Origin of the sequence: Priestia sp. JSM ZJ58 (assembly GCF_044383985.1) — a bacterium.
Lineage (GTDB): Bacteria > Bacillota > Bacilli > Bacillales > Bacillaceae_H > Priestia > Priestia zanthoxyli.
The window spans coordinates 1,429,598-1,453,590 of record NZ_JBISEM010000001.1 but is presented as its reverse complement, the minus strand read 5'-3'; the positions used below and the strand labels follow the sequence as shown (position 1 = coordinate 1,453,590).

At 38.0% G+C, this 23,993-nt stretch carries 24 protein-coding genes and 1 other RNA gene; 13 read left to right on the top strand and 12 right to left on the bottom strand.

Features of this window, described 5'->3' with window-relative positions; genetic code table 11:
• Window positions 1-248 precede the first annotated feature (248 nt).
• The gene (locus ACH6EI_RS07595; RefSeq protein ID WP_098999222.1) at window positions 249-1,466 is read left to right on the top strand and encodes an MFS transporter; all 1,218 of its coding nucleotides are present in this window, start codon (window positions 249-251) and stop codon (window positions 1,464-1,466) included.
• Between the two features lie 215 nt (window positions 1,467-1,681).
• Here the strand turns inward: ACH6EI_RS07595 and ACH6EI_RS07590 are convergent, their stop codons facing one another.
• Window positions 1,682-2,257 carry a LysE family transporter gene (locus ACH6EI_RS07590; RefSeq protein ID WP_098999221.1) on the bottom strand — a complete coding sequence of 192 codons (576 nt, stop codon included), beginning with the start codon at window positions 2,255-2,257 and terminating at the stop codon, window positions 1,682-1,684.
• Between the two features lie 139 nt (window positions 2,258-2,396).
• Here ACH6EI_RS07590 and ACH6EI_RS07585 point away from each other — a divergent pair, with 139 nt between their 5' ends.
• A complete protein-coding gene (locus ACH6EI_RS07585) occupies window positions 2,397-3,269 on the top strand; it encodes a LysR family transcriptional regulator (RefSeq protein WP_098112413.1) in 873 nt (290 codons plus the stop codon).
• A 328-nt stretch (window positions 3,270-3,597) separates the two neighbouring features.
• Here ACH6EI_RS07585 and ACH6EI_RS07580 read toward each other — a convergent pair whose 3' ends face one another.
• Window positions 3,598-3,987 carry a VOC family protein gene (locus tag ACH6EI_RS07580; protein WP_028414590.1) on the bottom strand — a complete coding sequence of 130 codons (390 nt, stop codon included), beginning with the start codon at window positions 3,985-3,987 and terminating at the stop codon, window positions 3,598-3,600.
• Window positions 3,988-4,208: 221 nt separating this feature from the next.
• Window positions 4,209-4,597, bottom strand: an RNA gene (gene rnpB, locus ACH6EI_RS07575) — RNase P RNA component class B.
• Between the two features lie 248 nt (window positions 4,598-4,845).
• On the opposite strand from rnpB, the gene ACH6EI_RS07570 reads away from it, so the two are divergent.
• From ACH6EI_RS07570 to ACH6EI_RS07560, 3 genes are all read left to right on the top strand, one after another.
• Window positions 4,846-5,664 carry a histidinol-phosphatase gene (locus ACH6EI_RS07570; protein WP_028414591.1) on the top strand — a complete coding sequence of 273 codons (819 nt, stop codon included), beginning with the start codon at window positions 4,846-4,848 and terminating at the stop codon, window positions 5,662-5,664.
• 294 nt (window positions 5,665-5,958) lie between these two features.
• The gene (locus ACH6EI_RS07565; protein ID WP_028414592.1) at window positions 5,959-7,539 is read left to right on the top strand and encodes a histidine kinase N-terminal 7TM domain-containing diguanylate cyclase; all 1,581 of its coding nucleotides are present in this window, start codon (window positions 5,959-5,961) and stop codon (window positions 7,537-7,539) included.
• A 144-nt stretch (window positions 7,540-7,683) separates the two neighbouring features.
• Window positions 7,684-8,445: an MBL fold metallo-hydrolase gene (locus ACH6EI_RS07560; RefSeq protein WP_098999219.1), complete on the top strand. Its 762-nt coding sequence runs from the start codon at window positions 7,684-7,686 to the stop codon at window positions 8,443-8,445.
• A gap of 137 nt (window positions 8,446-8,582) precedes the next feature.
• Here ACH6EI_RS07560 and ACH6EI_RS07555 read toward each other — a convergent pair whose 3' ends face one another.
• Complete coding sequence (locus ACH6EI_RS07555; protein ID WP_028414594.1) at window positions 8,583-9,572, bottom strand: DUF4003 family protein; 990 nt, start codon at window positions 9,570-9,572, stop codon at window positions 8,583-8,585.
• 142 nt (window positions 9,573-9,714) lie between these two features.
• Window positions 9,715-10,500, bottom strand: coding sequence for a glucose 1-dehydrogenase (gene gdh / locus ACH6EI_RS07550; RefSeq protein ID WP_028414595.1), 786 nt, complete (start codon window positions 10,498-10,500; stop codon window positions 9,715-9,717).
• Between the two features lie 449 nt (window positions 10,501-10,949).
• On the opposite strand from gdh, the gene ACH6EI_RS07545 reads away from it, so the two are divergent.
• Window positions 10,950-11,576 (top strand): nitroreductase family protein, encoded by a 627-nt coding sequence (locus ACH6EI_RS07545; protein ID WP_081732904.1) that lies wholly within the window; start codon window positions 10,950-10,952, stop codon window positions 11,574-11,576.
• Between the two features lie 60 nt (window positions 11,577-11,636).
• Window positions 11,637-12,941, top strand: a complete 1,305-nt coding sequence (locus ACH6EI_RS07540) for an aldehyde dehydrogenase (protein WP_099331168.1) — start codon at window positions 11,637-11,639, stop codon at window positions 12,939-12,941.
• Between the two features lie 37 nt (window positions 12,942-12,978).
• Here the strand turns inward: ACH6EI_RS07540 and ACH6EI_RS07535 are convergent, their stop codons facing one another.
• The 6 genes from ACH6EI_RS07535 to ACH6EI_RS07510 form a co-directional block, all read right to left on the bottom strand.
• Window positions 12,979-14,349, bottom strand: a complete 1,371-nt coding sequence (locus ACH6EI_RS07535; RefSeq protein WP_047750403.1) for a DUF2254 domain-containing protein — start codon at window positions 14,347-14,349, stop codon at window positions 12,979-12,981.
• A gap of 398 nt (window positions 14,350-14,747) precedes the next feature.
• Complete coding sequence (locus tag ACH6EI_RS07530) at window positions 14,748-15,521, bottom strand: TPM domain-containing protein (RefSeq protein ID WP_099331169.1); 774 nt, start codon at window positions 15,519-15,521, stop codon at window positions 14,748-14,750.
• Window positions 15,521-16,090 carry a LemA family protein gene (locus ACH6EI_RS07525; protein ID WP_028414600.1) on the bottom strand — a complete coding sequence of 190 codons (570 nt, stop codon included), beginning with the start codon at window positions 16,088-16,090 and terminating at the stop codon, window positions 15,521-15,523. The genes ACH6EI_RS07530 and ACH6EI_RS07525 overlap by 1 nt, the downstream gene beginning before the upstream one ends.
• Window positions 16,091-16,377: 287 nt before the next feature.
• On the bottom strand, window positions 16,378-16,998 hold the full coding sequence (locus ACH6EI_RS07520; protein WP_028414601.1) for a polysaccharide deacetylase family protein: 621 nt from the start codon (window positions 16,996-16,998) through the stop codon (window positions 16,378-16,380).
• A gap of 127 nt (window positions 16,999-17,125) precedes the next feature.
• On the bottom strand, window positions 17,126-18,475 hold the full coding sequence (locus ACH6EI_RS07515; RefSeq protein WP_028414602.1) for a glycosyltransferase family 2 protein: 1,350 nt from the start codon (window positions 18,473-18,475) through the stop codon (window positions 17,126-17,128).
• A 214-nt stretch (window positions 18,476-18,689) separates the two neighbouring features.
• Window positions 18,690-18,932: a spore germination protein gene (locus tag ACH6EI_RS07510; RefSeq protein ID WP_013084095.1), complete on the bottom strand. Its 243-nt coding sequence runs from the start codon at window positions 18,930-18,932 to the stop codon at window positions 18,690-18,692.
• A gap of 220 nt (window positions 18,933-19,152) precedes the next feature.
• On the opposite strand from ACH6EI_RS07510, the gene ACH6EI_RS07505 reads away from it, so the two are divergent.
• The 3 genes from ACH6EI_RS07505 (at window position 19,153) to ACH6EI_RS07495 (ending at window position 21,263) form a co-directional block, all read left to right on the top strand.
• Window positions 19,153-19,470, top strand: a complete 318-nt coding sequence (locus tag ACH6EI_RS07505; RefSeq protein ID WP_013058076.1) for a winged helix-turn-helix transcriptional regulator — start codon at window positions 19,153-19,155, stop codon at window positions 19,468-19,470.
• A 30-nt stretch (window positions 19,471-19,500) separates the two neighbouring features.
• Window positions 19,501-20,136, top strand: a complete 636-nt coding sequence (locus ACH6EI_RS07500) for an FMN-dependent NADH-azoreductase (RefSeq protein ID WP_028414603.1) — start codon at window positions 19,501-19,503, stop codon at window positions 20,134-20,136.
• A gap of 491 nt (window positions 20,137-20,627) precedes the next feature.
• A complete protein-coding gene (locus ACH6EI_RS07495) occupies window positions 20,628-21,263 on the top strand; it encodes an FMN-dependent NADH-azoreductase (RefSeq protein WP_099331170.1) in 636 nt (211 codons plus the stop codon).
• Between the two features lie 61 nt (window positions 21,264-21,324).
• On the opposite strand, the gene ACH6EI_RS07490 is transcribed toward ACH6EI_RS07495, so the two are convergent.
• On the bottom strand, window positions 21,325-21,864 hold the full coding sequence (locus tag ACH6EI_RS07490) for a GNAT family N-acetyltransferase (RefSeq protein WP_028414605.1): 540 nt from the start codon (window positions 21,862-21,864) through the stop codon (window positions 21,325-21,327).
• A 198-nt stretch (window positions 21,865-22,062) separates the two neighbouring features.
• On the opposite strand from ACH6EI_RS07490, the gene ACH6EI_RS07485 reads away from it, so the two are divergent.
• The 3 genes from ACH6EI_RS07485 (at window position 22,063) to ACH6EI_RS07475 (ending at window position 23,933) form a co-directional block, all read left to right on the top strand.
• Window positions 22,063-22,272, top strand: a complete 210-nt coding sequence (locus ACH6EI_RS07485; protein WP_028414606.1) for a hypothetical protein — start codon at window positions 22,063-22,065, stop codon at window positions 22,270-22,272.
• 4 nt (window positions 22,273-22,276) lie between these two features.
• A complete protein-coding gene (locus ACH6EI_RS07480) occupies window positions 22,277-22,801 on the top strand; it encodes a hypothetical protein (RefSeq protein WP_099331171.1) in 525 nt (174 codons plus the stop codon).
• Between the two features lie 238 nt (window positions 22,802-23,039).
• A complete protein-coding gene (locus ACH6EI_RS07475; protein ID WP_028414608.1) occupies window positions 23,040-23,933 on the top strand; it encodes a tyrosinase family protein in 894 nt (297 codons plus the stop codon).
• Window positions 23,934-23,993: the final 60 nt, after the last annotated feature.

Here is a 23,993-nt window from a genome sequence, read left to right as displayed (position 1 = left end):
ACCATCTCCTTATCAAGCGGCTCTACTCATTACATAGATGTATGAAAAATATGATTATAATGAATTATACATTATAAATAGCAGGTGTTACGATAAAAAATGGAAACATACTCGAGGATGTTTTTAGTTTCTTTTAACGACTGCTGTATACAGCTCCTACAAAATTTTATAATCATCATTTTCTAGCAGAAAGAAGGATTTGTTATGAAACGTATCGTACATCTGAGAAAGCGTAAGCTGGTTGCTCTATGAGTTACATAAAAAAAGGAACGCCCGTTTTTCGCAAAACGAGCTTTGCATTTTTTGCAGCCGGGTTCAATACATTTGCGATTTTATACTGCGCACAGCCTTTAATGCTGGCGTTCACAAAAGAATTTCATATTTCTCCAACAACTTCTAGCCTATCACTTTCCGTTACAACCATAGCTTTGGCTATTAGTATGCTTATTTTCGGTTCGCTATCGGAAGTTTGGGGAAGAAAGCCTGTCATGGTCTATTCCATGCTTGCCGCTTCTTTATTATGCCTGTTGACTGCATGGAGCCCTACTTTTCATATTCTGCTATTTTTCCGAATAATGGTAGGAATTACACTAGCCGGTCTACCTTCAGTGGCAATGGCTTATTTAGGGGAAGAAATCGAAGCTAAAAGCCTTGGTTCAGCAATGGGCCTCTATATAAGCGGCAATGCAATTGGCGCGGTTGGCGGAAGAGTGATTGCGGGAACGCTCAGTGATTATTTCGGCTGGCACGGTGCAATAGCAGGAATTGGTATTATAAGTATAGCAGCGACCGTTATCTTTTGGATTAGCCTGCCTCCTTCACAGCACTTCCAATCTCGTAAATTAGAAGTTGGAAAGTTAGGGAAATCGTTACTTGATCATCTTAAAGATCCGAGGTTAGTTTGTTTATATGGCTTAGGATTTTTGTTGTTAGGCAGCAACGTCGCCTTATTTAACTATATTGGGTATGTACTAACGGCTCCACCTTATTCCTTAAGCCAAACGATTGTCAGCTGGGTCTTTTTAATTCTTATTATCGGAATGTTTAGTTCGGTGTGGACCGGCAGACTGGTAGACCGCTACGGAAAACAAAAAATACTTATGATCAACCTTTTAATTACGCTAGCCGGTGTCGTTTTAACGTTAAATCCTGCTTTACTTGCTAAAATAGCCGGTTTGGGCTTGTTTACGTTTGGGTTTTTCGGCAGCCATTCGATTGCCAGCAGCTGGGTAGGTCAGCGCGCTTTAACAAATAAAGCCCAGGCTTCTTCACTTTATTTGTTTCTATATTACACGGGGTCAAGCGTAGGCGGAACGCTCGGAGGAGTCTTTTGGTCGATGTTCGGCTGGTGGGGCCTCATTTGTATGATTATTGTTTTTTTATTGATTGCTTTTCTCCTTTCTGGTTTTCTTTTAAAGAGCTCAGTAAAGACAAGACACGCTACGAATGTTAAGGAAAGTTATTAAATGAAGGAAAACTAATTGGGATATCCTATTATCTAGATCAAGAAGTAGAAAAATACACATCAAAAAAGACCCCCTAAAAAAGGTCTTTTTTGATGCAGTCATTATGTAACTATTTATATTACTTATTTATCCTAAATCCTACTTACCTCTTGCAGTTGATTCTTTTGCTTACATTTCACCATTTAATACAAGATGAATTTATAAACAAGCAAGTTTTAGAAAATTACAATTGCCGAATAAATAAGCAACACGCACATTATTACATTTATTTTTTTATCATATTTTGCAAATAGTTTTTTAAATACAGAACCAAATGCAGTCCACAGTAGCAATGCGGTGCACCCTATAAATATCGTTAGACACACCAAAAAGAGTACAGCTGGTTTTGAATTAGTATAAGGGAGCACAAAAGTTGTCATGGCCGTTAAAAAATACAAAATACTTTTTACATTGAGAATTTGAAAAAACAGCCCCGAAAAAAAAGAAGAGTGTGTACAGGAATCATCCTCTTTTTTCTTCTTAGAAAAAGCTATTTGCCATGCTAGGTAAACTAAATAGGCCGCACCAACGATCTTAAAGTAAGGTTCTACCATTGGTATCCACTGATACAGACTTGTTGCTAATAATGCAGTTACTACACCTAGAATAATAAACCCCAACATAATTCCACCGCTGAAGCGTAGGGATCTTCTGAATCCAAACCTTCTCCCTTCGTTCATTACCAAGATATTACTTGGGCCTGGAGTAAAAGATGTAATAATTAAATAGGAAAGGAATGCTGTAAAATTCATATAGTTAATTTCTCCTCTTACTAAAAAATTGTTGAATGAGTTACGTGCTTCATTGTAATATAAGCCTATCTATCGGTAAAATTGAAATAACAAATAACTACTATCGTTTTTTTAAATAGATAAGAGGAGTTTATGACCAATGGAGATACGACAATTTACTACGTTTCGAACGATTATCGATGTGGGGAGCTATACAAATGCGGCTCTAAAATTAGGCTATACTCAGTCAACTATCACTTCTCATATTAAAGCATTAGAACGCGAAGTTGGCGGAGAGTTATTCACTTATACTAAACGAGAGTTAAAATTGACTGCTCTAGGAAAAGAATTAATACCTTTAACCGACGAACTGTTATATACGTATAAACGTATATCCCATCTGAAAACTCATAATAAGGTCAGCGGCGAGCTGAAAATTGCTGCACCTGAGTCCCTAACTATTTCAAGATTAGGACCTATTCTAAAAAAATATTCAACTAAGTATCCCGATGTTAAGGTTATATTAAGCAATGGAACTTGCGGGCAAAATCAAACAGATCTTATGAGCGGAGATGTTGATGTTGCGTTTATGGTTTGGCCAAAATTAGAAGCAGATAATTTCATTCATCATGAGTTGCATAAAGAAGAAATTGTTTTAATTACAAGCCCGGATAAAAATCAGCACTTTGATGATTATAAAACCGATAGAACTACTGACTTCTTTATAACAAACGAAGAGGGATGCAGTTATCGTTCGATGTTTGAAAAGTATCTGGCTGCTCATAAACTGCCTAAATTTCAAACAATGGAGCTATGGAGTTTAGAAGCAATCAAACAGTCGGTAATGAGCGGATTAGGGTTTTCTGTACTTCCTTATATCACCGTAAAAAATGAGGTTGAAAAAGGATTATTAAACATTCTTGAACACAATGAACAATTTGTGCCCTTTTACTCGCATCTACTCGTCAAGTCAAAAAAGTGGCAATCTCCTGCTGTTGAAAAATTTATTGAGTTAACTCTAGAATCCGTATAAACACGGCCTCGATAAAAATTAATAAACTTTTTTGCATACAAAACTGCCCCTCCAGTTGTCAGTCATTCTAATTAGAGGGGCCAGTTTTTTTATCACAGCACATACTCGAAACCAAGTTAAAAGTGGTAAATTTCTAGATGAATACAAGCCGTTTTTATATAATGATACGTGGAACGAACTGATGCCAATCTATGACCTAAGTTTACTGTCTACTTGCTATCAATAGCGTTCGTGTTAGCTATAGGTGTATTTTGGCAAGGCTATTTTATTAAAAACCTGACTGCAAAACACATTCTTTATTGTATGTACCCCTTTAAAGTAACCTTTTTTAGAGTTTAACTCTTTCTACTAACTGCAGCAATTCTTCATTTGGTCCGTGAAATAAAATCATACGTCCGCCTTCAAGCGTTGGCTGAGGCTCAGATGATAAAAATTCAATTCCTTTGCTCTTATAATGTTGAATCGCCTTATTTATATCCTCTACCGTAAAGGCAAGATGGTTAACAATCCCGCTTTTGTTGTATTCGCCAATTGGATCAATATCTCGAATGAGCTCAATTTCGATCCCCGGCTGTTCTTCAAGATACAAAAAAGCCATCTCTCTTTTTTCGGTAGATCCTTGAAGGCGAACTTTAAAGCCAAACATATCACAGTAGTAGTGAATCGTCTCATCCATATTTCCAACAATAATTGCTGTATGCTCCATTTTTTTAATCATCGATCTTCTCCCTTTCCCCGTATTTAGTAAGTACAAGTAAACTATACCGCAATTTAGGCAATATGTATTTCCATATACCTTGAATCCTGATACTATGGTTAAAAAAATTCAAGCACTCTATCAATGAGTCGGCTATGAGTTGAAAAATAACAAACAAAAAAACAAACCTCATTGGTTTGTTTTGGTTACGTATTTTATAGTCAGTCTCTGTTTCAACAACGTTCGATAAGCCATGTTTTGTACCTTTGTACTGCAAGCGATTTTAATCTCGTACTCAGGCGGTAATCATCTATCTACGATTACGCATGTAATCGTCCGTCTCTCCGTTAAATTCCTTCAAGACAGTTCCCCTACCATTGTTTGGGTTTCTCGCTCGTGGGGTTTACCGCGTTCCACCTTTGCTGTTTCCAGCAAAGCTTCGTCACTGTGGCACTTTCAGGGATACTCGACCATATCCGAGGACTTAGGTGGTTTTTCCCGCCGTCAGCTAAGCTATAAGCCAAGCTGCCCTAGCTTATTTTTTCACTAGGCACGAACACTACGGGCATCTCAGCACCGTGCGAGCATGGACTTTCCTCTACATCAAATGATGCAGCAATTACCTGAACGTTATTTCAGATCGTGTATGAGTAGTATATGCGTTTTAGCTTGCCGAATCAAATGTAACTTTTGGTATGGATTCCAATTCAATTTTTACAGCAAATTAAATAAAATAACTTGTTTCTGTACACTCTTTTTAGTAGGTGAATTACAAGCAAATTCAAGAAATGTTCTCTTCATCCATTTCTACGGGGGATACTTTGTTTCTTTGTAGAATATTCTATAAACCACATAAAAAGATGACAGAGGTGATGAAACATGAACGCTGAGTTAAAATTTGATTTTCATACCCATCACGACCGATGCGGACATGCTCGCGGAACAATTCGAGATTATATAGAGGCATCTATTGATAAAGGCCTTGATATCATTGGGATTTCGGATCATTCTCCTTATTTTGCGAGCGAAGAAGACCAGCCGTTTCCTCACATTGCGATGGGAAAAAGCGCATTCTCCGGATATGTAGCTGAGATTTTGAAACTAAAAGAAGAATATAAACAGAAAATTGAAGTGCTGTTAGGCGTGGAGTCTGATTTCTTTCCCGAGCATGCGGAAATATATCAGAGCTACTATAAAAAATATCCGTTTGACTACATAATCGGCTCTGTTCATCAAGTTGATGAAATCAGTATCTTTCATAAAACGCGTTGGGAAGGGCTTTCTCAAAAAGAAAAGCAGCGCACGAAAGAAACGTATTATCAATTAATTGAAGAATCCGCCCGGAGCAGAATGTTTCAAATCCTTGGCCATATTGATGCCATGAAAGGATTCTATCCCTCTTTTTCTTCTATCGAGACAGCTGTCATTGATCAGACGCTAAAAGTGATTTCGGCACATAACATTGCTATAGAAGTGAATACATCAGGCAAAACCAAAGACTGCGGAGGCTGGTATCCTGCAGACGATATTTTAGAAAGAGCCCTGCACTACGGGGTACACATTACATTTGGTTCTGATGCTCATGACCTAGAGCGTATTGGCGACGACTTTGAACTAGTAAAAAAGCGTCTTAAAGAAATCGGCTTTACGGATTGGGTCTTTTTTAGACAGAAAAAAATGCAGATGACACCTTTATAAAACTTAAATAGACTCACAATAAAAATATGCCTGAAGACACGCAGATGAAGGAACATCTCGTGTTTTCAGGCATGTGTTTTTTACTGAGAAACTTTGACTTTTGTAGATGAAGATAAATCTTCTCTGTTCGTTTCAATTACTTGTTGTTTAGGCGTCATTTTTTCATCGTCCTGACCTATCCTTATAGTTCCTCTACTATCTCCAACACTACTAAATTCCTACATAAAATATCCACATTTCATTTCAACTGTGCTACATTTAACTAAAAATGCTTTCTTAATGAGGGATACAATTGTGAATTTAGATTTAACAGCTTATATAACGCTTATCTGCACGTCTGGTGTTCTTAATCTATACTTATGTTTTTACGTATTTATTAAGCGTCACCACTACGCTAACATTGCGCATTTATTTATTCTTCATACAGGTTTCACTACTATTTATTGTATGGGTGCGGCGTTTAGCTTACTATCCGTTAACCTCGGAGAAATGAAATTTTGGACCGCTATTCAATACGTGGGCATGCCTTTTTCGCCTCCTGCAGGACTGCTGTTTGTTATGCAGTATGTCGGCATAAAAGTAAGGAAAAAACATATTTTCACCCTTTTTATCATTCCTTTTATTAGTTTGATTATGGTCGCAACAAATGACTGGCATCACCTTCATTACCGCGTGTTTGAAATTGATCCCGTTCTAGGTGCTCCTTACGTTCATCAAGAAATTGGACCATGGTACACAATTCACGGCATGTTCATCTTTTCGTCTATGTTCGTTGCTTTTTTGCTCGCCGTTTACCGCTGGAAAGAAACAGCCAAAGCTTATCGCCTGCAGTTAATTTCATTAATGGTCGGTCAATTAGTCCCTATCGTCACAGCTTTTATCTATTTAATGGGCTTTACGCCGCAGGGAATTGATCCAGTTCCGATGGTTTTATGGGTTTCTTCATTTTTATATTTATGGTCCATTAACTCATCGCGTATGTTTACAGTCATGCCCGTTGCGAAAGACGCGATATTTAACAGCATCAATGACGGTGTTATCGTGCTTGATGAATCCTACAGACTAATTGAATTTAATCTAGCGTCTAAAAACATGTTTCCGCAGCTAAAAAAGTCGATGCTTGGAAAACATTTTGCTGATATTTGGGGGACGCTATCGGGCAGTTCATTTCCTTTTGCATTCGAAAATAAAAACAGCAGTCAAGAGCTGCAGCTTTTTTCTGAGGATCAATCTCCGTATACGTATCAAGTTCGCACTTCTCCTTTGCAGTATGCTAACAACAGTCACGGCTTGCTGCTTATTTTTACGGATATCACGGAGCTAAAAAGACTTCAGCTAAAGCTTGAAAATCAAGCTTATTACGATGAGCTGACGCAAATTTATAATCGCAGGGCATTTTTTCAGCACAGCAAGCAAGCGTTCGATGAAGTAAAAAAGTCCGCATCTTCTTTTACACTTTTTTTACTTGATATTGATTATTTTAAAAAAGTGAACGATACGTATGGCCATTATACCGGCGATCAAGTGCTTGTACATGTCGTAAAAGCCTGCCAGTCCGTATTATCACAAGGAGCCCTTTTTGCTCGGTACGGCGGTGAAGAATTTGTACTCGCGCTAAAGGGCTATACTTTATCTCAAGGTGAAACGCTTGCTGAGCAAATTCGCCGTCACGTCGAGACTCACCCCTTACTGATTAATGAAGAAACCATTTCTGTTACGCTAAGTCTTGGAGTAGCACAAGCGGAAAAACAAGAAAATGAAACGTTAGATGAGCTGTTGAATAAAGCAGATATCGCCCTGTACGCTGCCAAACAAAACGGCCGCAACCAAGTACGTGTGTATGAAGAGAAAAAAGAAATACTAAAAAGAACCTGAACAGCACTGTTTCGGTTCTTTTTGCTTTTGACTAATATTCTTTCATTTATCAAGTAAAAGTGCGAAAAGACTTGATTTTGTTTATGTATTTGAAAACAGCTTATCCTATAAACTATATGTAGATCAAAAAAAGGAGAGATAGAGATGAAGATTACACATATTCGAAATGCCACTTTACTTGTTGAATACGGGGGAAAAACGTTTTTAATTGATCCCATGTTAGCGAAGAAAGGAACGTACCCTCCTTTCCCAAATTCGATCAGACAAGATCAAAACAATCCTTTAGTAAGCTTACCGTTATCCGTTGAAGAGATTATTGAGGGTATTGATGCCGTAATTCTCACTCACCTTCATTTGGACCATTTTGACGATGCCGCTAAACAGGCGTTGCCAAACGATATCAAAATGTTCGTTCAAAATGAAGAAGATGCCGCAGTAGTAAGAGCTGATGGTTTTAAAAATGTAGAAGTACTAACAAAGAACACGGTCTTTGAAGGCATCCAATTATCCAAAACAAAAGGTGAACACGGAAGAGGAGAAATTTTAAAGCGTACTGGTTTAGTATGCGGCGTTGTTTTTAAACACAAGAGCAAAAAAACGCTTTATGTAGCTGGAGATACGGTATGGTATTCCGCTGTTGAAGAAGAAATTAACACCCATCAACCGGATGTCATTGTCGTAAACGGCGGCGATAATCAGTTTTTAGAAGGCGGTTCTCTTGTGATGGGGAAAGAAGATATTTACGAAGTACACAAAGTGGCCCCTCATGCTACGATTCTTTCTGTTCATATGGAAGCTGTAAATCACTGGGCGCTATCAAGAGAAGAGTTAAAAAGCTTTATCAACGAAAAAGATATGGCGTCCCGCGTCTTTGTTCCAGATGATGGCGAGGTTTATACTTTTTAAGAGAGAAGATGAGACAAAAGTATTTAAGTTGAGGAAAGGTCCGAACGAGTTTGATTCTTGGGTGAGAATTAAACTCGTTCGGATTTTTTCATTGATGTAGTTATGTCTCCCTCTCTCTTTTATAGCTCTTTAATTTATCAAGTAGTAGTCGTAGTAGCAACTGCTGAAGTGCTCGCAATAACCGCTAGCATAGCTGCTTGCTGAGCTTGAATAATGGTTTCAATCGTTGTATAGATGCCCGTTTCGACCACTCTAGAATCCTTCAGTTTTTCACTGATAACCAAATTAACCCCCAGCATAACATTGATGTCTTTCTGCCATTTAAAAAGCTTGTCTGCGTTTAGCTGTTTCACTACTTCATGGATAAGTTCAATTTCAGTTTCTGGTTTTTCAAACAGTGCTAATAAGCCAATGACCGGGTAGTGCATCGCTTTTACTTTCATACCTGCCGATTCACAGGCTTCTTTTACTGATACGCATCTTTCAATAAGTGTATCTGCATCTAAATTTTTATCGATTGAGAGAATATGACTTAAAAATTGAAGGTCATTTCCTTTTTTAAATCCATGCTGCGCCAATGTTGTATAGAAGTGTTCAATTTCATGCATGAGATCATCAGTAGACTCGCTCGTTTCAGCTAATAGAACGGCAAGAGGTACATCGCCGCTTGAAGTAAGGAAAAGATGCTTCTTTTTCATGCCTTGATAAATTTCTGCGGATCTTCGGACCATTTCTTTATGACTTCGGCTTGACTCATTCGACAGCATAGCCGAAGCCGCAATGTACGTAAACGCGCCTCTCGTAAATCCGCCTTGTATCAATTGATCATATACGTCAAGAAACTCATGAAACGTTTCTTTTGGATTCTCATAGCGAGTATCAAGCATAGCTGCTATTGTAAAACGCTGTGATGATTTTAACGTAGAAAACATCCCTACTTGATTTTTGATATAGTCGCTTAACTCGAGGTAATCCTGAAGCTTGAGCGGTTTACCTTTCACTGCATACATAGAAGCGATAGCCATAAACTGCTTGTGATCTGCCGCTTTCCATTTGAGCTCATTTTTTAAGCTGATATAAAAATCTCTATACTGATTTATTTTTTGTTGAATATTCCCTGGCACCATCTCAACACGTCCTTTATTAGGTGTTAGCTTATATACGTAACACTTCAACAAAAGTTTCAATATTTGGTAAATATTCTGCGCATTTATTGCAAAAAAAAGACCTCGGAATATTCCGAGGTCTTTTTTTGTTCAGTTCTATTTATTAACCTCTTCCCGCTTGGAAAGAAGGATATTTTGTCATACCGCCATCCGCAAATAATGTAATACCTGTTACATAGCTTGCTTGTGATGATGCTAAGAATGCTGCAACTGACGCGATTTCTTCCGGGTTACCGATGTAGCCCATTGGAATCATACTTTCTACGTCTGCACGCTGTTCTGGATCAGCGAATTTTTCAGCGTTAATTGGTGTATCAATTGCCCCAGGTCCAATGTTATTCACGCGGATTCCTTTTGGTGCATATTCAAGAGCCAATGTTTCCGTCATTAGCTTCATGCCGCCTTTACTTGCTGCATAGTGAACAAATAATGGCCAAGGAATCATTTCGTGAACGCTAGACATGTTAATAACGTTTCCTTTGATATCATTTTCAACAAAATATTTAATCGCTTCGCGGCTGCCTAAAAACGCGCCCGTTAAGTTTGTGTCGATTACTTGATTCCAGTTTTCTAATGATAATTCATGAGAAGGAACCGGGTTTTCAACACCAGCATTATTAATCATAACGTCTAATGTGCCAAATTCTTTAACAGCTGTCTCTACAAGGTTCACAACGTCTTCTTCTTTTGTTACGTCGCCTCGAACAATAATTGCTTGACCGCCAGCTTGTTCAATTTCTTTTTTCACTTCTAGCGCTTCGTCTTCATTGCTGCGGTAGTTTACAACTACTTTTGACTGCTCTTGACCAAAACGAACGGCCATTGCGCGACCCAATCCTTTTGATCCACCTGTTACAACTACTACTTTACCTTTTAAATCTGTATACATCTTGAAGTCCTCCTACTTTTCCTGCGTGATATGTCTTGTTATACTGTATTAATTATAGATACAGTTTAAGTTTTAAAAAGAGAATAAACATTTTTCTATCTCTTCTTTCTCAAACTGTCATTCATTTAAAAAGTAACAAATTCACTTTTGTTTCTTTTCGTTACTTATCGTAACCAAGAGAAATAAAGTAGTCAAACTTTTTGTTTGATCATTTTTATCATTTCTTTTTTCCTTACTCTCTTTATAGTTGTTTGTTCACTGGAGAATGATTCTTCACACTTCCAATTCACACCACTTCAAAAGTTTAAACTTTTTCCCTTGCAATTCTTAAATCAATGTATTATATTGTTGATGTATCAATTATTGATATGTCAAACAATTGTCCACAATCAAAAATATGGAAATGACAATAAATATGTTTAACGCCTAAAAAGAAAGGAATAATGACTATGACTACAAAAGACTTTAACGAAATTGCTTTAAAACGTCGTTCAATTAAAAAATATGATCCTTCAATAAAAATTAGCCGTGAGGAAATGGAGGAAATTCTTACAGAAGCTATGCGCGCTCCTTCTTCTGTTAATATGCAGCCGTGGCGCTTTGTTGTAATTGAAACGCCGGAAGGAAAAGAAAAGCTAGCTGAACTTGCGAAATTTAACAGTGAACAAGTTCATACATCTTCAGCTGTTATTGCCGTGTTTGGTGATATGAATAACGTTGAATATGCAGATGAGATTTTCGGCAAGGCCGTAGAGCTTGGCTATATGCCTCAAGACATTAAAGAACAGCAGCTAAATTTCTTTAAGCCGATTTACGAAAACATGCCAAAAGCAGATATGAAAGACATCGTGCTGATCGATTCAGGTCTTGTATCTATGCAGCTTATGCTTGTTGCTCGTGCTCACGGGTATGATACAAATCCAATTGGCGGATACGAAAAACACTTAATTGCAGAAGCATTCGGTCTAGATAAAGAACGTTATCTTCCAATTATGCTTATCTCAATCGGAAAAGCAGCAAGCGAAGGCCATGCTTCTTACCGTTTACCGGTCAATACGGTTACGACTTGGAAATAAGCAGCTAGTTCTATTCAATAAGTAAAGAGCTAAAAATGTGAAGTAAAAGGAGACTTTCTGATGAATAACTATCAAGAACTTACAAAAAAACAGCTTTCATTCTTCAACAGCGGTAAAACAAAAGACGTTGCGTTCCGTATCGAAACGCTAAAAAAATTAAGAGAACTTGTGGTGCGTCATGAAGAGGACATTTTAAAAGCAGTAAAAGCTGACCTTAACAAACCAGAAATGGAAGCAAAACGTGCAGAAGTTGGTCTTGTGCTAAGCGAAATCGACTTTGCAGTTGAGAATCTTGCAGAATGGGCATCGCCAAAAGAAGTAGAAACACCATCTACTCACGCTGGAGCAAAAAGCTACATTTATCAAGATCCATACGGTTTAGCTCTAGTGATTGCACCTTGGAACTATCCGTTCCAACTTGCTGTCTCACCGGTAGTAGGCGCGATTGCTGCAGGTAACTGCGTGGTGTTAAAACCTTCTGAATTAACACCTCATACGTCAAGCCTTCTTGCTAAGATGTTTAATGAAAACTTTCCTGAAGAATACTTGACTGTAGTCGAAGGTGAAGTGGAAACAAGCACGGCTTTACTAAAAGAAAACTTTGATTACATCTTCTTTACAGGAAGTACAATGGTCGGCAAAATTGTAGCAGAAGCTGCAGCTAAACATTTAACGCCTGTTACGCTAGAACTAGGCGGAAAAAGTCCTACAATTGTACACGAAGATGCTAATATTGAAGAAGCAGCTAAACGCATTGCGCGTGGTAAATTTGCAAATGCTGGTCAAACTTGCGTAGCGCCAGACTACATTCTTGTTCAGCGAAATGTAAAAGACGAGCTGCTAGCTAACCTAAAAGCAGTCGTAACAAACACATACGGTGAAGATGTTTCACAAAACCTAGACTTCCCTCACGTAGTGAGCGAAAAGCATTTTGATCGTCTTAGCAGCTTCTTAACAAACGGAGATATCGTTTTTGGAGGCAAAACGGATCGTTCTCGTCTGTTTATTGAACCAACTGTTCTTGACAACATCTCATGGGAAGATGATGTGATGCAAGATGAAATCTTTGGACCAATTCTTCCAGTCATCGTATACGATGAAATCTCAGAAGTAATCCAAGTAATCGTCAAACGTCCAAAACCATTAGCACTTTATCTTTTCTCTGAAGATGAAGCTGTTCAAGATCACATTTTAAACAGCGTGTCATTTGGCGGCGGTTCTATTAACGATACAATTAACCATATGACATCTCACTACCTTCCATTTGGCGGCGTTGGTGACAGCGGAATGGGTGCGTATCACGGAAAAGCAAGCTTTGATACATTTTCACATGCTAAAAGCATCTTAAAACGTTCAAATAAATAAAGAAAAAGCCGAAGTCAGCGTCTGACTTCGGCTTTTTTTATTCTTTCATTTGTTTGGCGATTTGTTCATACTGCTCTTCTTTTTTTGTGGAAACCGCTAAATCGCAAAGAATATGTAAAAAATATTTTTTATCTTGAACAAATAAATACTCTTCTTCAAAGCCTTTGGAAATGTAGACGGCGAACTCCCAGATGTCGTCATAATAAGCTGGCCCAATGGCCTCAGCGAGATTTCCAAGCGTTTTGAGCAGCTCCATCGTAATGATAATATTCCGTCTCGCATAGTGCCGGATATTCGCAAATCCATCATATAAAAAGTCCTCAAACTTTTTGTCAGGGATCACCATTCGTATCACGCCTTTATCATCAACTAAGTAAGAAGAAAATTGACTCGCGGCACAAATTTCCCGAAGAATATCGCTAATTTGGTGAATGGAGTTAACTGCCGTTTTGAAGTCATCATTTCCTAGTGATTTAATCGCCATCTCCACAAACTTGGTAATAATATACGTCGTGTCTTGAATATCAGTCTGGGATTTCCCTACATGGATATATTGGTGAAAGACGGTGCAATCCATTTCATCGTGCTCTGTCGAATCTCTATGCCAATAATAAAACAATACGGTTCCGCTGAGCACATAATCCCCTACTTCACGCTCCATTTTTATCACTAAATTATGCTCTTTGGCACAGTGAATCAATTGGCTGTAGTTCAACGTTTGAATATAGCCAGATGTTTGAATACATACCGGCTTTTTCTCTCCTTCTGGAAAGGAAAATTGTTCGCTATGACTAGACTGCGTTCGATGAATCTCCAGTTCCTCGCGAATCGTTGTCTTAATCGCTTTTATGGACGCTGTTTTCATTGATTGAGTCATATGATTTACTTGCAGCCACTTCACAGAGTGATTAATGAAGTAGACAAACGTACCCGCACTAAAAACCGATAGCGCCGTCGTCACAAATGGAATTGCAAAATATCCGTCTACTTGTGAACTGTTTAAAAAAAGAAAGACAAAAAGTGTATACAAAAAACTCCCTATAAAAATACCTAAAATTCGCTGAGTAGACTTAGAAGAAGCAAAGTTTTTTAACACGCGAGGAGAAAACTGAGCTGCAAATGATGTAAACACAACGAGCATTAAATTAAAGGTAAATGTGGTAATCGATAAAATCCCGGGCATAATCGTACTCACTAACGTATTCGTTAAATCCATGTTGATTGAAAAAAATGAAGGGACCTTCTCTCCTACTTTGCAATAATAGTCAAGAAACAGCGTCAGTGCAGCTAAAAGAACAGAAAAGAAAGCATAAATTAAGGGACTAAACCAGATTTGACTAGTTAACTCATCTTTAAAAGCGCGAGGAGAAAGCTGTTTCCTTGCAGCTATCCATCTAAATGTATTCATATAAAACCTTCCTTTTTATTTGTAAATCTCTAACTTTTTTCTTAGTTCCCTTAATTTTTCTAATTATGCTTGTACAATGGAAAAAATCTATTTTTTAAGATATAGGCACACAACGCAAAAAAGAGGTTGAGATACCCCTAATTATTTCATCTAAATGAGTACAAATAGAATACATGAGCTGAACCGCTCATGACGCGGCCGGTGAGCCTTTCCCCGCAGGAGTCTTCGCCTCGCCCTCCAATCAACTGCTAGAAGGAACTGAATGAAGATATGAAAGCTATGTTCACCATCCAAACAAAAAATCCAAACGCGTTGGATTCTCAATCAAGAATCCATCACGTTCGGATTTTCTTTCAACTAACCTAATTTTATCTCAGCTTCTTTTAACTCTTATCTTTTTACCAGCCTCGGCTCGCTCCGCCGCCTCCGGAGCTGCCGCCTCCACCTCCGCGAGGACCGCTTCCACTGCCGCCACCTCCGCCGCCTCTTCCTCCAAACATGACAAGGAAGTTTAGCAGAAATTGAGTGATGGCTCCTTTAAAAAAGACAAAGTCAAGGATAAGCAAGCCCACAATAACAGCTGCAATCAGCAGCGTTTGAAGGGGTGTGAAATGAACACCGCTATCAGAAGGAGGAGCTGCTTTTGGCACTTTTTGTTCAAAATCTGTTCCTAAATCATACTCTTTTACGACTTGGTTATAAACAGCTTTGTATGTGCTTTCTAGCGCCGTATCGTATTTGCCGTTTTTTAAGTTAGGAATAGCATAAGAGTCAATGATTTCTCCAGATTTGATATCGGTGATAGCTCCTTCTAACCCATACCCTACTTCGATTCGGATTTTTTGTTCTTTTTTAGCGAGCAAAATAAGAACGCCATTGTTCAGCTTTTTATCACCGAGTTTGTACTTTCGAAACGCTTCATTTGCGTACTCTTCTACATCCGAATCACCTAATGAATTCACGGTCAGAATCGCTACTTGAGCTTTCGTTTCATCATCTAACTTTCTGCCCATTTGATTGAAATCCGCTTTTTCCTGGTCATTTAACAGATGAGCAAAATCTTGAACGTAAATATCGCCTACCGGATTTGGGATATCAGGTGCAGCAAAAGCAACGCTTGCGGTATTACATAAAAGAGATAATAATAAAGCAAACGAAGCAAGAAATTTCATCACTTATCGCTCCCAAAATCAACTTTCGGCGCTTCTTTTTCTTCATTTGTTACTTCAAAATATGACTTTTTTTCAAAGCCGAACGTACCCGCTAACATGCTTTTAGGAAATCTCTTAACGGATTTATTGTATTTCGCAACTTCATCGTTATAGTCTTTACGGGCTACAGCGAGTCGGTTTTCTGTCCCTTCTAAGCTGTCCATTAAGCTTCTGAAGTTTTCGTTCGCTTTTAAGTCTGGGTACTTTTCAACCACTACAAGCAGGCGATTTAACGCGCCGCTTAATTGCTGATCTGCATCAGCTTTATCTTCAGGCGTTTTCGCTCCCGCTAGCTGCGCTCTTGCCTGAGTGACTGAATCAATTGCTTCCTGTTCATGCTTAGCGTAGCCTTTTACCGTTTCCACTAAGTTAGGAATTAAATCAGATCGTCTTTTTAGTTGGTTATCCACTTGGGAAAATTTATTATCTACATCTTCCTCTGCGCTAACGAGGCCATTGTAAGAGCTTATTCCGTAAATTACAATAAGCACTAACACAACAATCGTAGCGATCAAACCTTTGTTTCTCAATGTATTACCTCTTTTCTTCATCAAAATTATGTATCTATTTACTAGTACGAATCATACCCTAAAAAGATTCATTTTTTGCCAATTTTATTTATGATGACCACATGTTTTAACGATCACTCTCTCTATAAGTTGAAATACTTTTATACTACTCTCATCGCAAACTCCTCATTTCTCAAACACGATTCTCTATCTAGTCTTTCTATAATTTAGTACATGTAATCCTTATCCATTTTATCTTATTTCATACATCTAAAAAAGGAATGGCTAAGAACCATTCCTTTTTCTACTTAAGACCAACCTTCAATCTTGTATGCGACTCGGTGAAATTCAGGAACCGTTACAAATTGATAGTCGTTCTTTATTAAATACTTAATGAGTTTCGGCAATGAAGTAACAATTTGGTCTCGCGCTCCGCTGCCGTATCGATCCCCATCGTGCATGACAATAAGATTCTTTTCTTGTAGATTTTTAATCGTATGTTTGTATATGGCCAGTGGATCTTCTTCACGCCAATCCTGGCTATCTATATTCCATAGAACAGACGTCATTCCCAATTCCTTAATGGCAGCAAGAGCTGTATCATTTATCGAACTGTAAGGTGGACGAAACAGCTTGGGAGAATAACCGATGATTTTCTCTATTTGAGCATTTGTAGAAATGATTTCTTTCCACAACTCATGCTTAGAAAGAGTTGTAATATCAGGATGACTCCACGTGTGATTTCCAATTACGTGCTTTTCTCTATGAATACGTTGGATCAGCTTTGGAAATCTTTCTACTTCCGAACCAACGACAAAAAAGGTCGCACGTACATGATATCTTTTTAGAACTTTTAAAACTGCAGCCGTGTAAGCTGAGGGGCCATCATCAAACGTTAACGCAACGTACTTTGGTGAATTTTGATTCATGTTTTCTCCCCTTATATAAAATAGATATAGAAATAAACCCCTCAATTTGTGGGTGTAAGCTGAGGGGCTTTTACGGCGAGACAATTTTTAAAAGATGATGTTATATCTTTTTCTGCATGTAATAGCGCTATAGGTAATAGATTTGTTCAAAAGAACTCGCCAAGTAGTCAAATCCGCGAGGGCGCAGTGTTTCGAACTGCTGAATAATTTTTATTCTTTCATCTGATCCTCCTGGGAGATCGTAAAGTTTCGTCACGGGCTGTCCACTATTTAAATATTCAATGATTCTATACAGCATGACGCGAAAAGCATGTTTAAATTCCTTATATTCATCAGGAAAACGCTGCTCCAGCGCTTTATATTCAACTAATGTTCTATGCATATGCATAAACGGAAGCTCTTTCCATTCAAGAGAGAGGATAAGAACGTCTATATTGGGATGTTTTTTAACGAAGCGATAGTGATTTCCCCACTGTTCTTTCACTTTTCGCTTCGATATCCCATGTTCCTGATGATAAGCAACTGTTGAGGGATCTAAAACAAATTGTGCACCATTTTTATACAAACGATATCCAAGCTCCCAGTCTTCTGCCCCATAGCCAACAAACGTTTCATCAAAAAGACCGGATTTTTTTAAGTTCTCTTTTCTTACTGATACATTTCCACTTAAAAATGCAATATAAGGTAGTGTAAACCCTTCAAGTCGCTCACCGAAATGTTTTAGCCCGCTGTTAAGGAAATAGCGATTAGGAAATGATAAACGTTGAAAACGGTTTGTATCAATGTCTTCTTTTGTTACAAGAGGATAAGGAACGTTTGAATGCCACTTCGTCTGTTCATAGTTTTCATACGATCTTCTATACTCAGGATCCCTACCGACTAGTTCTTTTAAGTGGGCCATTTGATCTTCATTATAGTCTGGCATAATAAATGTGTAGACTCCTTCATAATGCATGGCACCGGTAACCACGAGATTTGATTCGTGCATATGATGTTTATAATGATTTTTAATAAAAGAAGGCGGCGCTAGCATTTCTCCATCTAAAAAGATTAAAAGATTCCCTTCAGCATGATTAATTCCTATATTGCGAACAGAGGAGCGTCCTTTATTTTGTTTCATGCGGATATACTTAAATTTGAACGGGACATCAGCTTCTTTAAAAATATTGGGCGTATCATCAGAAGAAGCATCATCCACTAAAATGACTTCATACTCAGCTTGAGGAAACGTTTGTTTTGATAAACTATAAAGCGAGAGAGAGGTTTGATGATATTTATTATACGTAGGCATAATGATACTAACTTTAATAGGATGTTTGTGATTATTTTTTATACTCATACTATATAATGAATGGTCTGCTTTATTTATTTTATTTTTGGTCTCTTTTAAGGGATTTGGACTCTTTTTTTTCTTTTTAATATAGTATTTTCCATCGGAACGGTTGTAATAGGAATCATATAATTCTATTTTAATCATCCTTTCTTTGTTTTTCCTCTATATACTATTCAATAAATGACCGGGTGCTTGTACAATATATAATTTTTTTTGGAAAAGGCGTATATAATAGATTCGGGAACTTTAGTAGATCGTTCTATTGAATTAGAAACATATTCTCTTATCATAAATAAGTGTTCTACTTCTCAGTATAAAAAAGCTGCTTACAACTTCATGTGTTATAAGCAGCTTCCTTTTATAGCTGATTTCCATATACCCCATCAATATTTGCAACAGCCGTTTGATCAAATATATCTGCATCCATATTTGTATTTTTCATTCGCGCACAAGCAGCTGAAATGTCTCCATAGGTTGAGTTGATTCCAACAGATTTAACATCCGCTGTGTGTCCGTTGTGAAGAACTTCTCCAAAATTCATCGATCCATTTCTTGCCATACCATTAATTCTCGTGTTACAGATGTTAATAACTCCTGCCATGACCATACCACCTTTTCTTAAAATGAATTCGTACATCGTATGTTGTGACAAGCCTATGTGTGAAAAGTTTTTATAAAACAAAAGGCAAGGTACAAACATTAGTGAATTTATTCATTTCACCCTGCTTCACCCAAAGTTTCCACATGTTTTTATGCTTTTTCTGTTACAATAAATGCATAAGTTATTTTTCATCCATATTGTTTGAAGGAGGATACGTAATATGGACGAACCAAAAGATATTCAACCTAAAGTAGAAAAAAGTTTCGAACTGATTGGCAAGAAGTGGACAGGATTAATCATCTATGTGCTTATGAGCGGTCCTAAACGCTTTAGTGAATTAAATGAAAGTATACCAGCTTTAAGCAGAAGGCTGTTGACAGAACGGATTAAAGAGCTTGAAGACCACGGAATCGTTGTCCGAAATGTCATTCCCGACCGCCCTATTCGTTCTGAATATTCGCTGACTCAAAAAGGAACAGAGTTAGGTAAAATACTAGGACCGATTAGCCAGTGGGCAGAAAGCTGGGTCCAAGATTAATAAAACTACTCCATAGAAAGGATGAGCATCATGGCAAATGTTCTCTATATTACTGCACACCCTTTAGCTGAAGACGAATCGCTTAGCATGGCTGTAGGGAAAGAATTTATTGACGTGTATAAGCAAACACATCCAGAAGATGATGTGGTTCATTTAGATTTATATCAAGCAGATATTCCATACTTAGATGCAGACGTATTTAACGGATGGAAAAAGCTTCGTTCTCACTCCTCCATCCAGGATTTATCAACGGATGAACGATTAAAAGTGGGACGGTTAGCCGAACTAGGCGGACAGTTCGTACTCGCTGACAAATATATTTTTGTCACGCCAATGTGGAATTTTTCCGTTCCTGCGATCATGAAAACGTACATCGATGCGATTACCGTGTCAGGTAAAACCTTTACATATACAAAAGAAGGCGCTCAGGGATTGCTTAAAGGAAAAAAAGCAATTCACATTCAGTCCCGCGGAGACGTGTATTCAGAAGGCCCAGAAATGGCAAGAGAAATGGGCCACCGCTATTTAGAAATCATGATGGACTTCTTTGGTATTGAAGCGTTTGAAAGCATTATTATTGAAGGGCAAGTAAAATTCCCGGATCAAATTCCGCAAATTAAAGAAAAAGCACTCCAAAAAGCACATTCAATGGCCAAAACGTTTTAAATTCAATAAGAATCAAAAAGACCTCGAAGCTGACCGGGGTCTTTTTCTTTTCTTTCCTCTTCGCTACATTATATTTCCCTTGAAATATTCCTCTCTTTCTGTCTCGTTTTGCGCTAAAAATATATGTTAAACAAACGGTTAAACGCTGTTATTTTTTGTTACTATTAATAACGCATGAAACAAAAATATATAATTTTTCTTTTTCGTTTTTTAATTATCCACCTTCAAAAAAAGATAGTTCCTCTAGATAAATAACGTTTAAAATCACACTTCAACCTGAAAAAACCCTTATTTTTAAAGGATTCAGCCATAAAATCCAAAAGCGTAATACTCTTAAAAATGTTTGTGAACATGATAAAACCCAATAAAAAACCTTTGACTAAATTTGTTACGTAAGTTACTATTAATAACGTAGTAGATGTTTTCGAACATATTATCTTTAATTCATAAAACAACATTTATATATTGAAAACAGAAAGGTGAAAAGAATTATGGCAAAAGTATTATATATTACAGCAAACCCTAACGATGCTACGCAATCATTCAGTATGGTTGCGGGAGATGCATTTATTAATGAGTATAAAGAAGTAAACCCAGCGGATGAGATTGTTCACGTTAACTTATATCAAGAGCATATCCCTCACATCGACGGCGATGTATTCAGCGGATGGGGCAAACTTGGAAGCGGCGCAGAATTTGATACACTTACTTCTGAAGAACAGCGCAAAGTTGCTCGCCTAAACGAGTTAAGTGACCAATTTGCTCAAGCGGACAAATATGTATTTGTTACACCAATGTGGAACTTCTCATTCCCTCCAGTGATGAAAGCATACTTAGATGCTGTAGCAGTAGCTGGAAAATCATTTAAATATACAGCAGAAGGTTCTGTAGGTCTATTAACAGATAAAAAAGCGTATCATATTCAAGCAAACGGCGGTATCTACTCTCGCGGCCCTGCTGGTGAACTAGAAATGGGTCACCGCTATATGCGCATTATGATGAACTTCTTTGGGGTTCCTTCTATCGGAAGCCTATTTGTAGAAGGACAGGCTGCAATGCCAGATAAAGCACAAGAAATTAAAGAAGACGGTATTGCTCGCGCTAAAGAAGCTGCACGTACGTTCTAATAACAAATATAAGCACAAAAAAAAGGAACATCTCCCCATGTTCCTTTTTTTGTGCTTACAATTATATCTTTGCTTCCCCGCGCAGCAGCGAATAAACATATGTATCAAACGGGATATTGTTTTGATATAGGTACTCTCTTAACGTCCCTTCTTTTTTAAATCCTACTTTGCTTAACAAAGCGATAGATCCGCTATTTTGCGTAAATACAATCGCTCCTATGCGATTGTATTGAAGTTCGTGGAAGCCATAAGAAATCGCTTCATGAACGGCTTCCGTTGCGTATCCTTTGTTCCAGTGCTCTGGAAAAAGAGCATAGCTTATATTTGCTTTTTTATGCTCTGAAGACCACTCTTGAAACCCTATTGTGCCAATCAGCTTTTCGTTTCCTTTTAGCTGAATCCCCCATTTAATCAACTGCTTTTCTTCGTAGCCTTTGGAAAAATTCTCAATGATCCCTTTCACTTGGTCAATCGATTCTAAAGATTTTTGCCCGTAATAGCGCAGCACGTCTTCATCAGAAAAGCATTCTAAAATCTCGCCCGCATCATTTTCTACAATTTTTCTTAATATCAGCCGTTTTGTCTCTAATTCCGGAAACATTTTCTTCCCTCTTTTCTGCGCAGCTTATCTATCTACGGTAAACCATACTATTCTCCTCTCAACTAGCAATATCCTGCTAAAACCTCACCCGGGAGGGCTCATTTCCTATCCAAATAGTCGATTTACAGCAGAGATAGTGGTATTTTATATAGTGGGCATACGTTGCTTTTTATCAATACAGAGGCGGTGAACGCAGAAATGAGCCAAGATAAAGAATTGCTGTCCACGATACACGCTCTTCAAAAAGAGCTGCAGCAAGAAAAAGAAAACCGTGCGTATATGCAAAAAGATATGGACGAACTAAGAAGCGCTTTATTACAATCAGAACAAGTAAAACAAAACTTAATCGATCAGCTAGAAAAGAAAGTTGATTTGATTTTAACGTTGATTCAAAAAGGAGACGCATAAAGGAATGGATTTTTTAAAAAACAGCAAAATACTATACACCATTGTAGCACTTGTGATTGCTCTCATCGCTGTATTTACCAACAATTCGCCTTTTTCCCTCATTCAGCAGCATGAAAATTCAAGCAGCACATCCAGCAGTACATCGGGGAGTACATCGGACACTACATCAAGCAACGAATGCTCTGCAGAGACTCAAAGCGACAGGTTATTTACCGGCAAAGAGCTTGTCTTACAAGAAGGAAATGATAAATACGGATATTGCCACATTGTCGCGCATATGCAAAAACCAGGAGCGGACAATTACCATGGTAAAAGCCAATTCAGCAAGTATTTAAATGAAAAACAAGCCATGTCTATTGCCGAAAAAGTCATTAACGAAGGTGAAGACGGCACCAATAATAAATCTGGCAATTACGTTAAAGAAAAATATATTAGTTCTTTAAACCAAGAAGTTAGAGTTGTGTATACCGACTACAGAGGCAAAGACTACGACTACAGTGTAACGACCATGTATCCAATAGGTCATTAACCCTAATATATACAATGAAAAAGCAGGCCCACGCCTGCTTTTTTTCATTATACCTCTTCTCATTATCTACAGCTCTAGAAAGTTAATAATTGATTTAAAGTCTATTTGATATGTAAAAAACCCAACTTTAGACTGTTAAATTTTGGAGATATGACAGTAGCACTTTTACCTCTTGGACATATTCTAAATATAAAAAAGAAACAGTCCTTTGCTTCTTTTTTAAGAAAGAGGTTTAAAAATGAGTAACAAATATAAAGTCAGAAAAAACGTATTACATCTTACAGACACCGAAAAAAGAGATTTTATTCGTGCCGTGCTAATACTAAAGGAAAAAGGAATATATGACCGCTATGTAGCCTGGCATGGTGCAGCAGGTAAATTTCATACTCCTCCGGGCAGCGATCGAAATGCAGCACATATGAGTTCTGCTTTTTTGCCGTGGCATCGTGAATACCTTTTGCGATTCGAACGTGACCTCCAGTCGATCAATCCAGAAGTAACCCTTCCTTATTGGGAATGGGAAACGGATGCACAGCTGCAGGATCCATCACAATCAGCAATTTGGAACGCAGATTTTATGGGCGGAAACGGAAATCCCAAAAAGGATTTTATCGTCGATACCGGGCCATTTGCAGCTGGGCGCTGGACGACGATCGATGAACAAGGAAATCCTTCCGGAGGGTTAAAACGTAATTTGGGCGCAACGAAAGAGGCACCTACACTCCCTACTCGAGATGATGTTCTCAAAGCTTTAAAAATAACTCAATATGATACGCCGCCTTGGGATATGACCAGCCAAAACAGCTTTCGTAATCAGCTTGAAGGATTTATTAACGGGCCGCAGCTTCACAATCGTGTACACCGTTGGGTTGGCGGACAGATGGGCGTTGTCCCTACTGCTCCGAATGATCCTGTCTTCTTTTTACACCACGCAAATGTGGATCGTATTTGGGCTGTATGGCAAATTGTTCACCGCAATCAAAACTATCTGCCGATGAAAAACGGGCCGTTTGGTCAAAACTTTAGAGATCCGATGTATCCTTGGAATACAACCCCTGAAGATGTTATCAACCATCGAAAGCTTGGGTACGTATACGATATAGAATTAAGAAAATCAAAACGTTCCTCATAACCCGTTCTAGAAACAGCGGTATAAAATTTAGAACAGGTAACCCCCTTCCCTTCTGACATA

What these genes read in the sequence shown, in the direction of transcription:
- ACH6EI_RS07595 (WP_098999222.1), top strand. Translation starts at nt 249, where the DNA reads ATGAGTTACATAAAAAAAGGAACGCCCGTTTTTCGCAAAACGAGCTTT.
- ACH6EI_RS07590 (WP_098999221.1), bottom strand. Translation starts at nt 2,257, where the DNA reads ATGAATTTTACAGCATTCCTTTCCTATTTAATTATTACATCTTTTACT.
- ACH6EI_RS07585 (WP_098112413.1), top strand. Translation starts at nt 2,397, where the DNA reads ATGGAGATACGACAATTTACTACGTTTCGAACGATTATCGATGTGGGG.
- ACH6EI_RS07580 (WP_028414590.1), bottom strand. Translation starts at nt 3,987, where the DNA reads ATGATTAAAAAAATGGAGCATACAGCAATTATTGTTGGAAATATGGAT.
- ACH6EI_RS07570 (WP_028414591.1), top strand. Translation starts at nt 4,846, where the DNA reads ATGAACGCTGAGTTAAAATTTGATTTTCATACCCATCACGACCGATGC.
- ACH6EI_RS07560 (WP_098999219.1), top strand. Translation starts at nt 7,684, where the DNA reads ATGAAGATTACACATATTCGAAATGCCACTTTACTTGTTGAATACGGG.
- ACH6EI_RS07555 (WP_028414594.1), bottom strand. Translation starts at nt 9,572, where the DNA reads ATGGTGCCAGGGAATATTCAACAAAAAATAAATCAGTATAGAGATTTT.
- gdh (WP_028414595.1), bottom strand. Translation starts at nt 10,500, where the DNA reads ATGTATACAGATTTAAAAGGTAAAGTAGTAGTTGTAACAGGTGGATCA.
- ACH6EI_RS07545 (WP_081732904.1), top strand. Translation starts at nt 10,950, where the DNA reads ATGACTACAAAAGACTTTAACGAAATTGCTTTAAAACGTCGTTCAATT.
- ACH6EI_RS07540 (WP_099331168.1), top strand. Translation starts at nt 11,637, where the DNA reads ATGAATAACTATCAAGAACTTACAAAAAAACAGCTTTCATTCTTCAAC.
- ACH6EI_RS07535 (WP_047750403.1), bottom strand. Translation starts at nt 14,349, where the DNA reads ATGAATACATTTAGATGGATAGCTGCAAGGAAACAGCTTTCTCCTCGC.
- ACH6EI_RS07530 (WP_099331169.1), bottom strand. Translation starts at nt 15,521, where the DNA reads ATGAAATTTCTTGCTTCGTTTGCTTTATTATTATCTCTTTTATGTAAT.
- ACH6EI_RS07520 (WP_028414601.1), bottom strand. Translation starts at nt 16,998, where the DNA reads ATGAATCAAAATTCACCAAAGTACGTTGCGTTAACGTTTGATGATGGC.
- ACH6EI_RS07515 (WP_028414602.1), bottom strand. Translation starts at nt 18,475, where the DNA reads ATGATTAAAATAGAATTATATGATTCCTATTACAACCGTTCCGATGGA.
- ACH6EI_RS07510 (WP_013084095.1), bottom strand. Translation starts at nt 18,932, where the DNA reads ATGGCAGGAGTTATTAACATCTGTAACACGAGAATTAATGGTATGGCA.
- ACH6EI_RS07505 (WP_013058076.1), top strand. Translation starts at nt 19,153, where the DNA reads ATGGACGAACCAAAAGATATTCAACCTAAAGTAGAAAAAAGTTTCGAA.
- ACH6EI_RS07500 (WP_028414603.1), top strand. Translation starts at nt 19,501, where the DNA reads ATGGCAAATGTTCTCTATATTACTGCACACCCTTTAGCTGAAGACGAA.
- ACH6EI_RS07495 (WP_099331170.1), top strand. Translation starts at nt 20,628, where the DNA reads ATGGCAAAAGTATTATATATTACAGCAAACCCTAACGATGCTACGCAA.
- ACH6EI_RS07490 (WP_028414605.1), bottom strand. Translation starts at nt 21,864, where the DNA reads ATGTTTCCGGAATTAGAGACAAAACGGCTGATATTAAGAAAAATTGTA.
- ACH6EI_RS07485 (WP_028414606.1), top strand. Translation starts at nt 22,063, where the DNA reads ATGAGCCAAGATAAAGAATTGCTGTCCACGATACACGCTCTTCAAAAA.
- ACH6EI_RS07480 (WP_099331171.1), top strand. Translation starts at nt 22,277, where the DNA reads ATGGATTTTTTAAAAAACAGCAAAATACTATACACCATTGTAGCACTT.
- ACH6EI_RS07475 (WP_028414608.1), top strand. Translation starts at nt 23,040, where the DNA reads ATGAGTAACAAATATAAAGTCAGAAAAAACGTATTACATCTTACAGAC.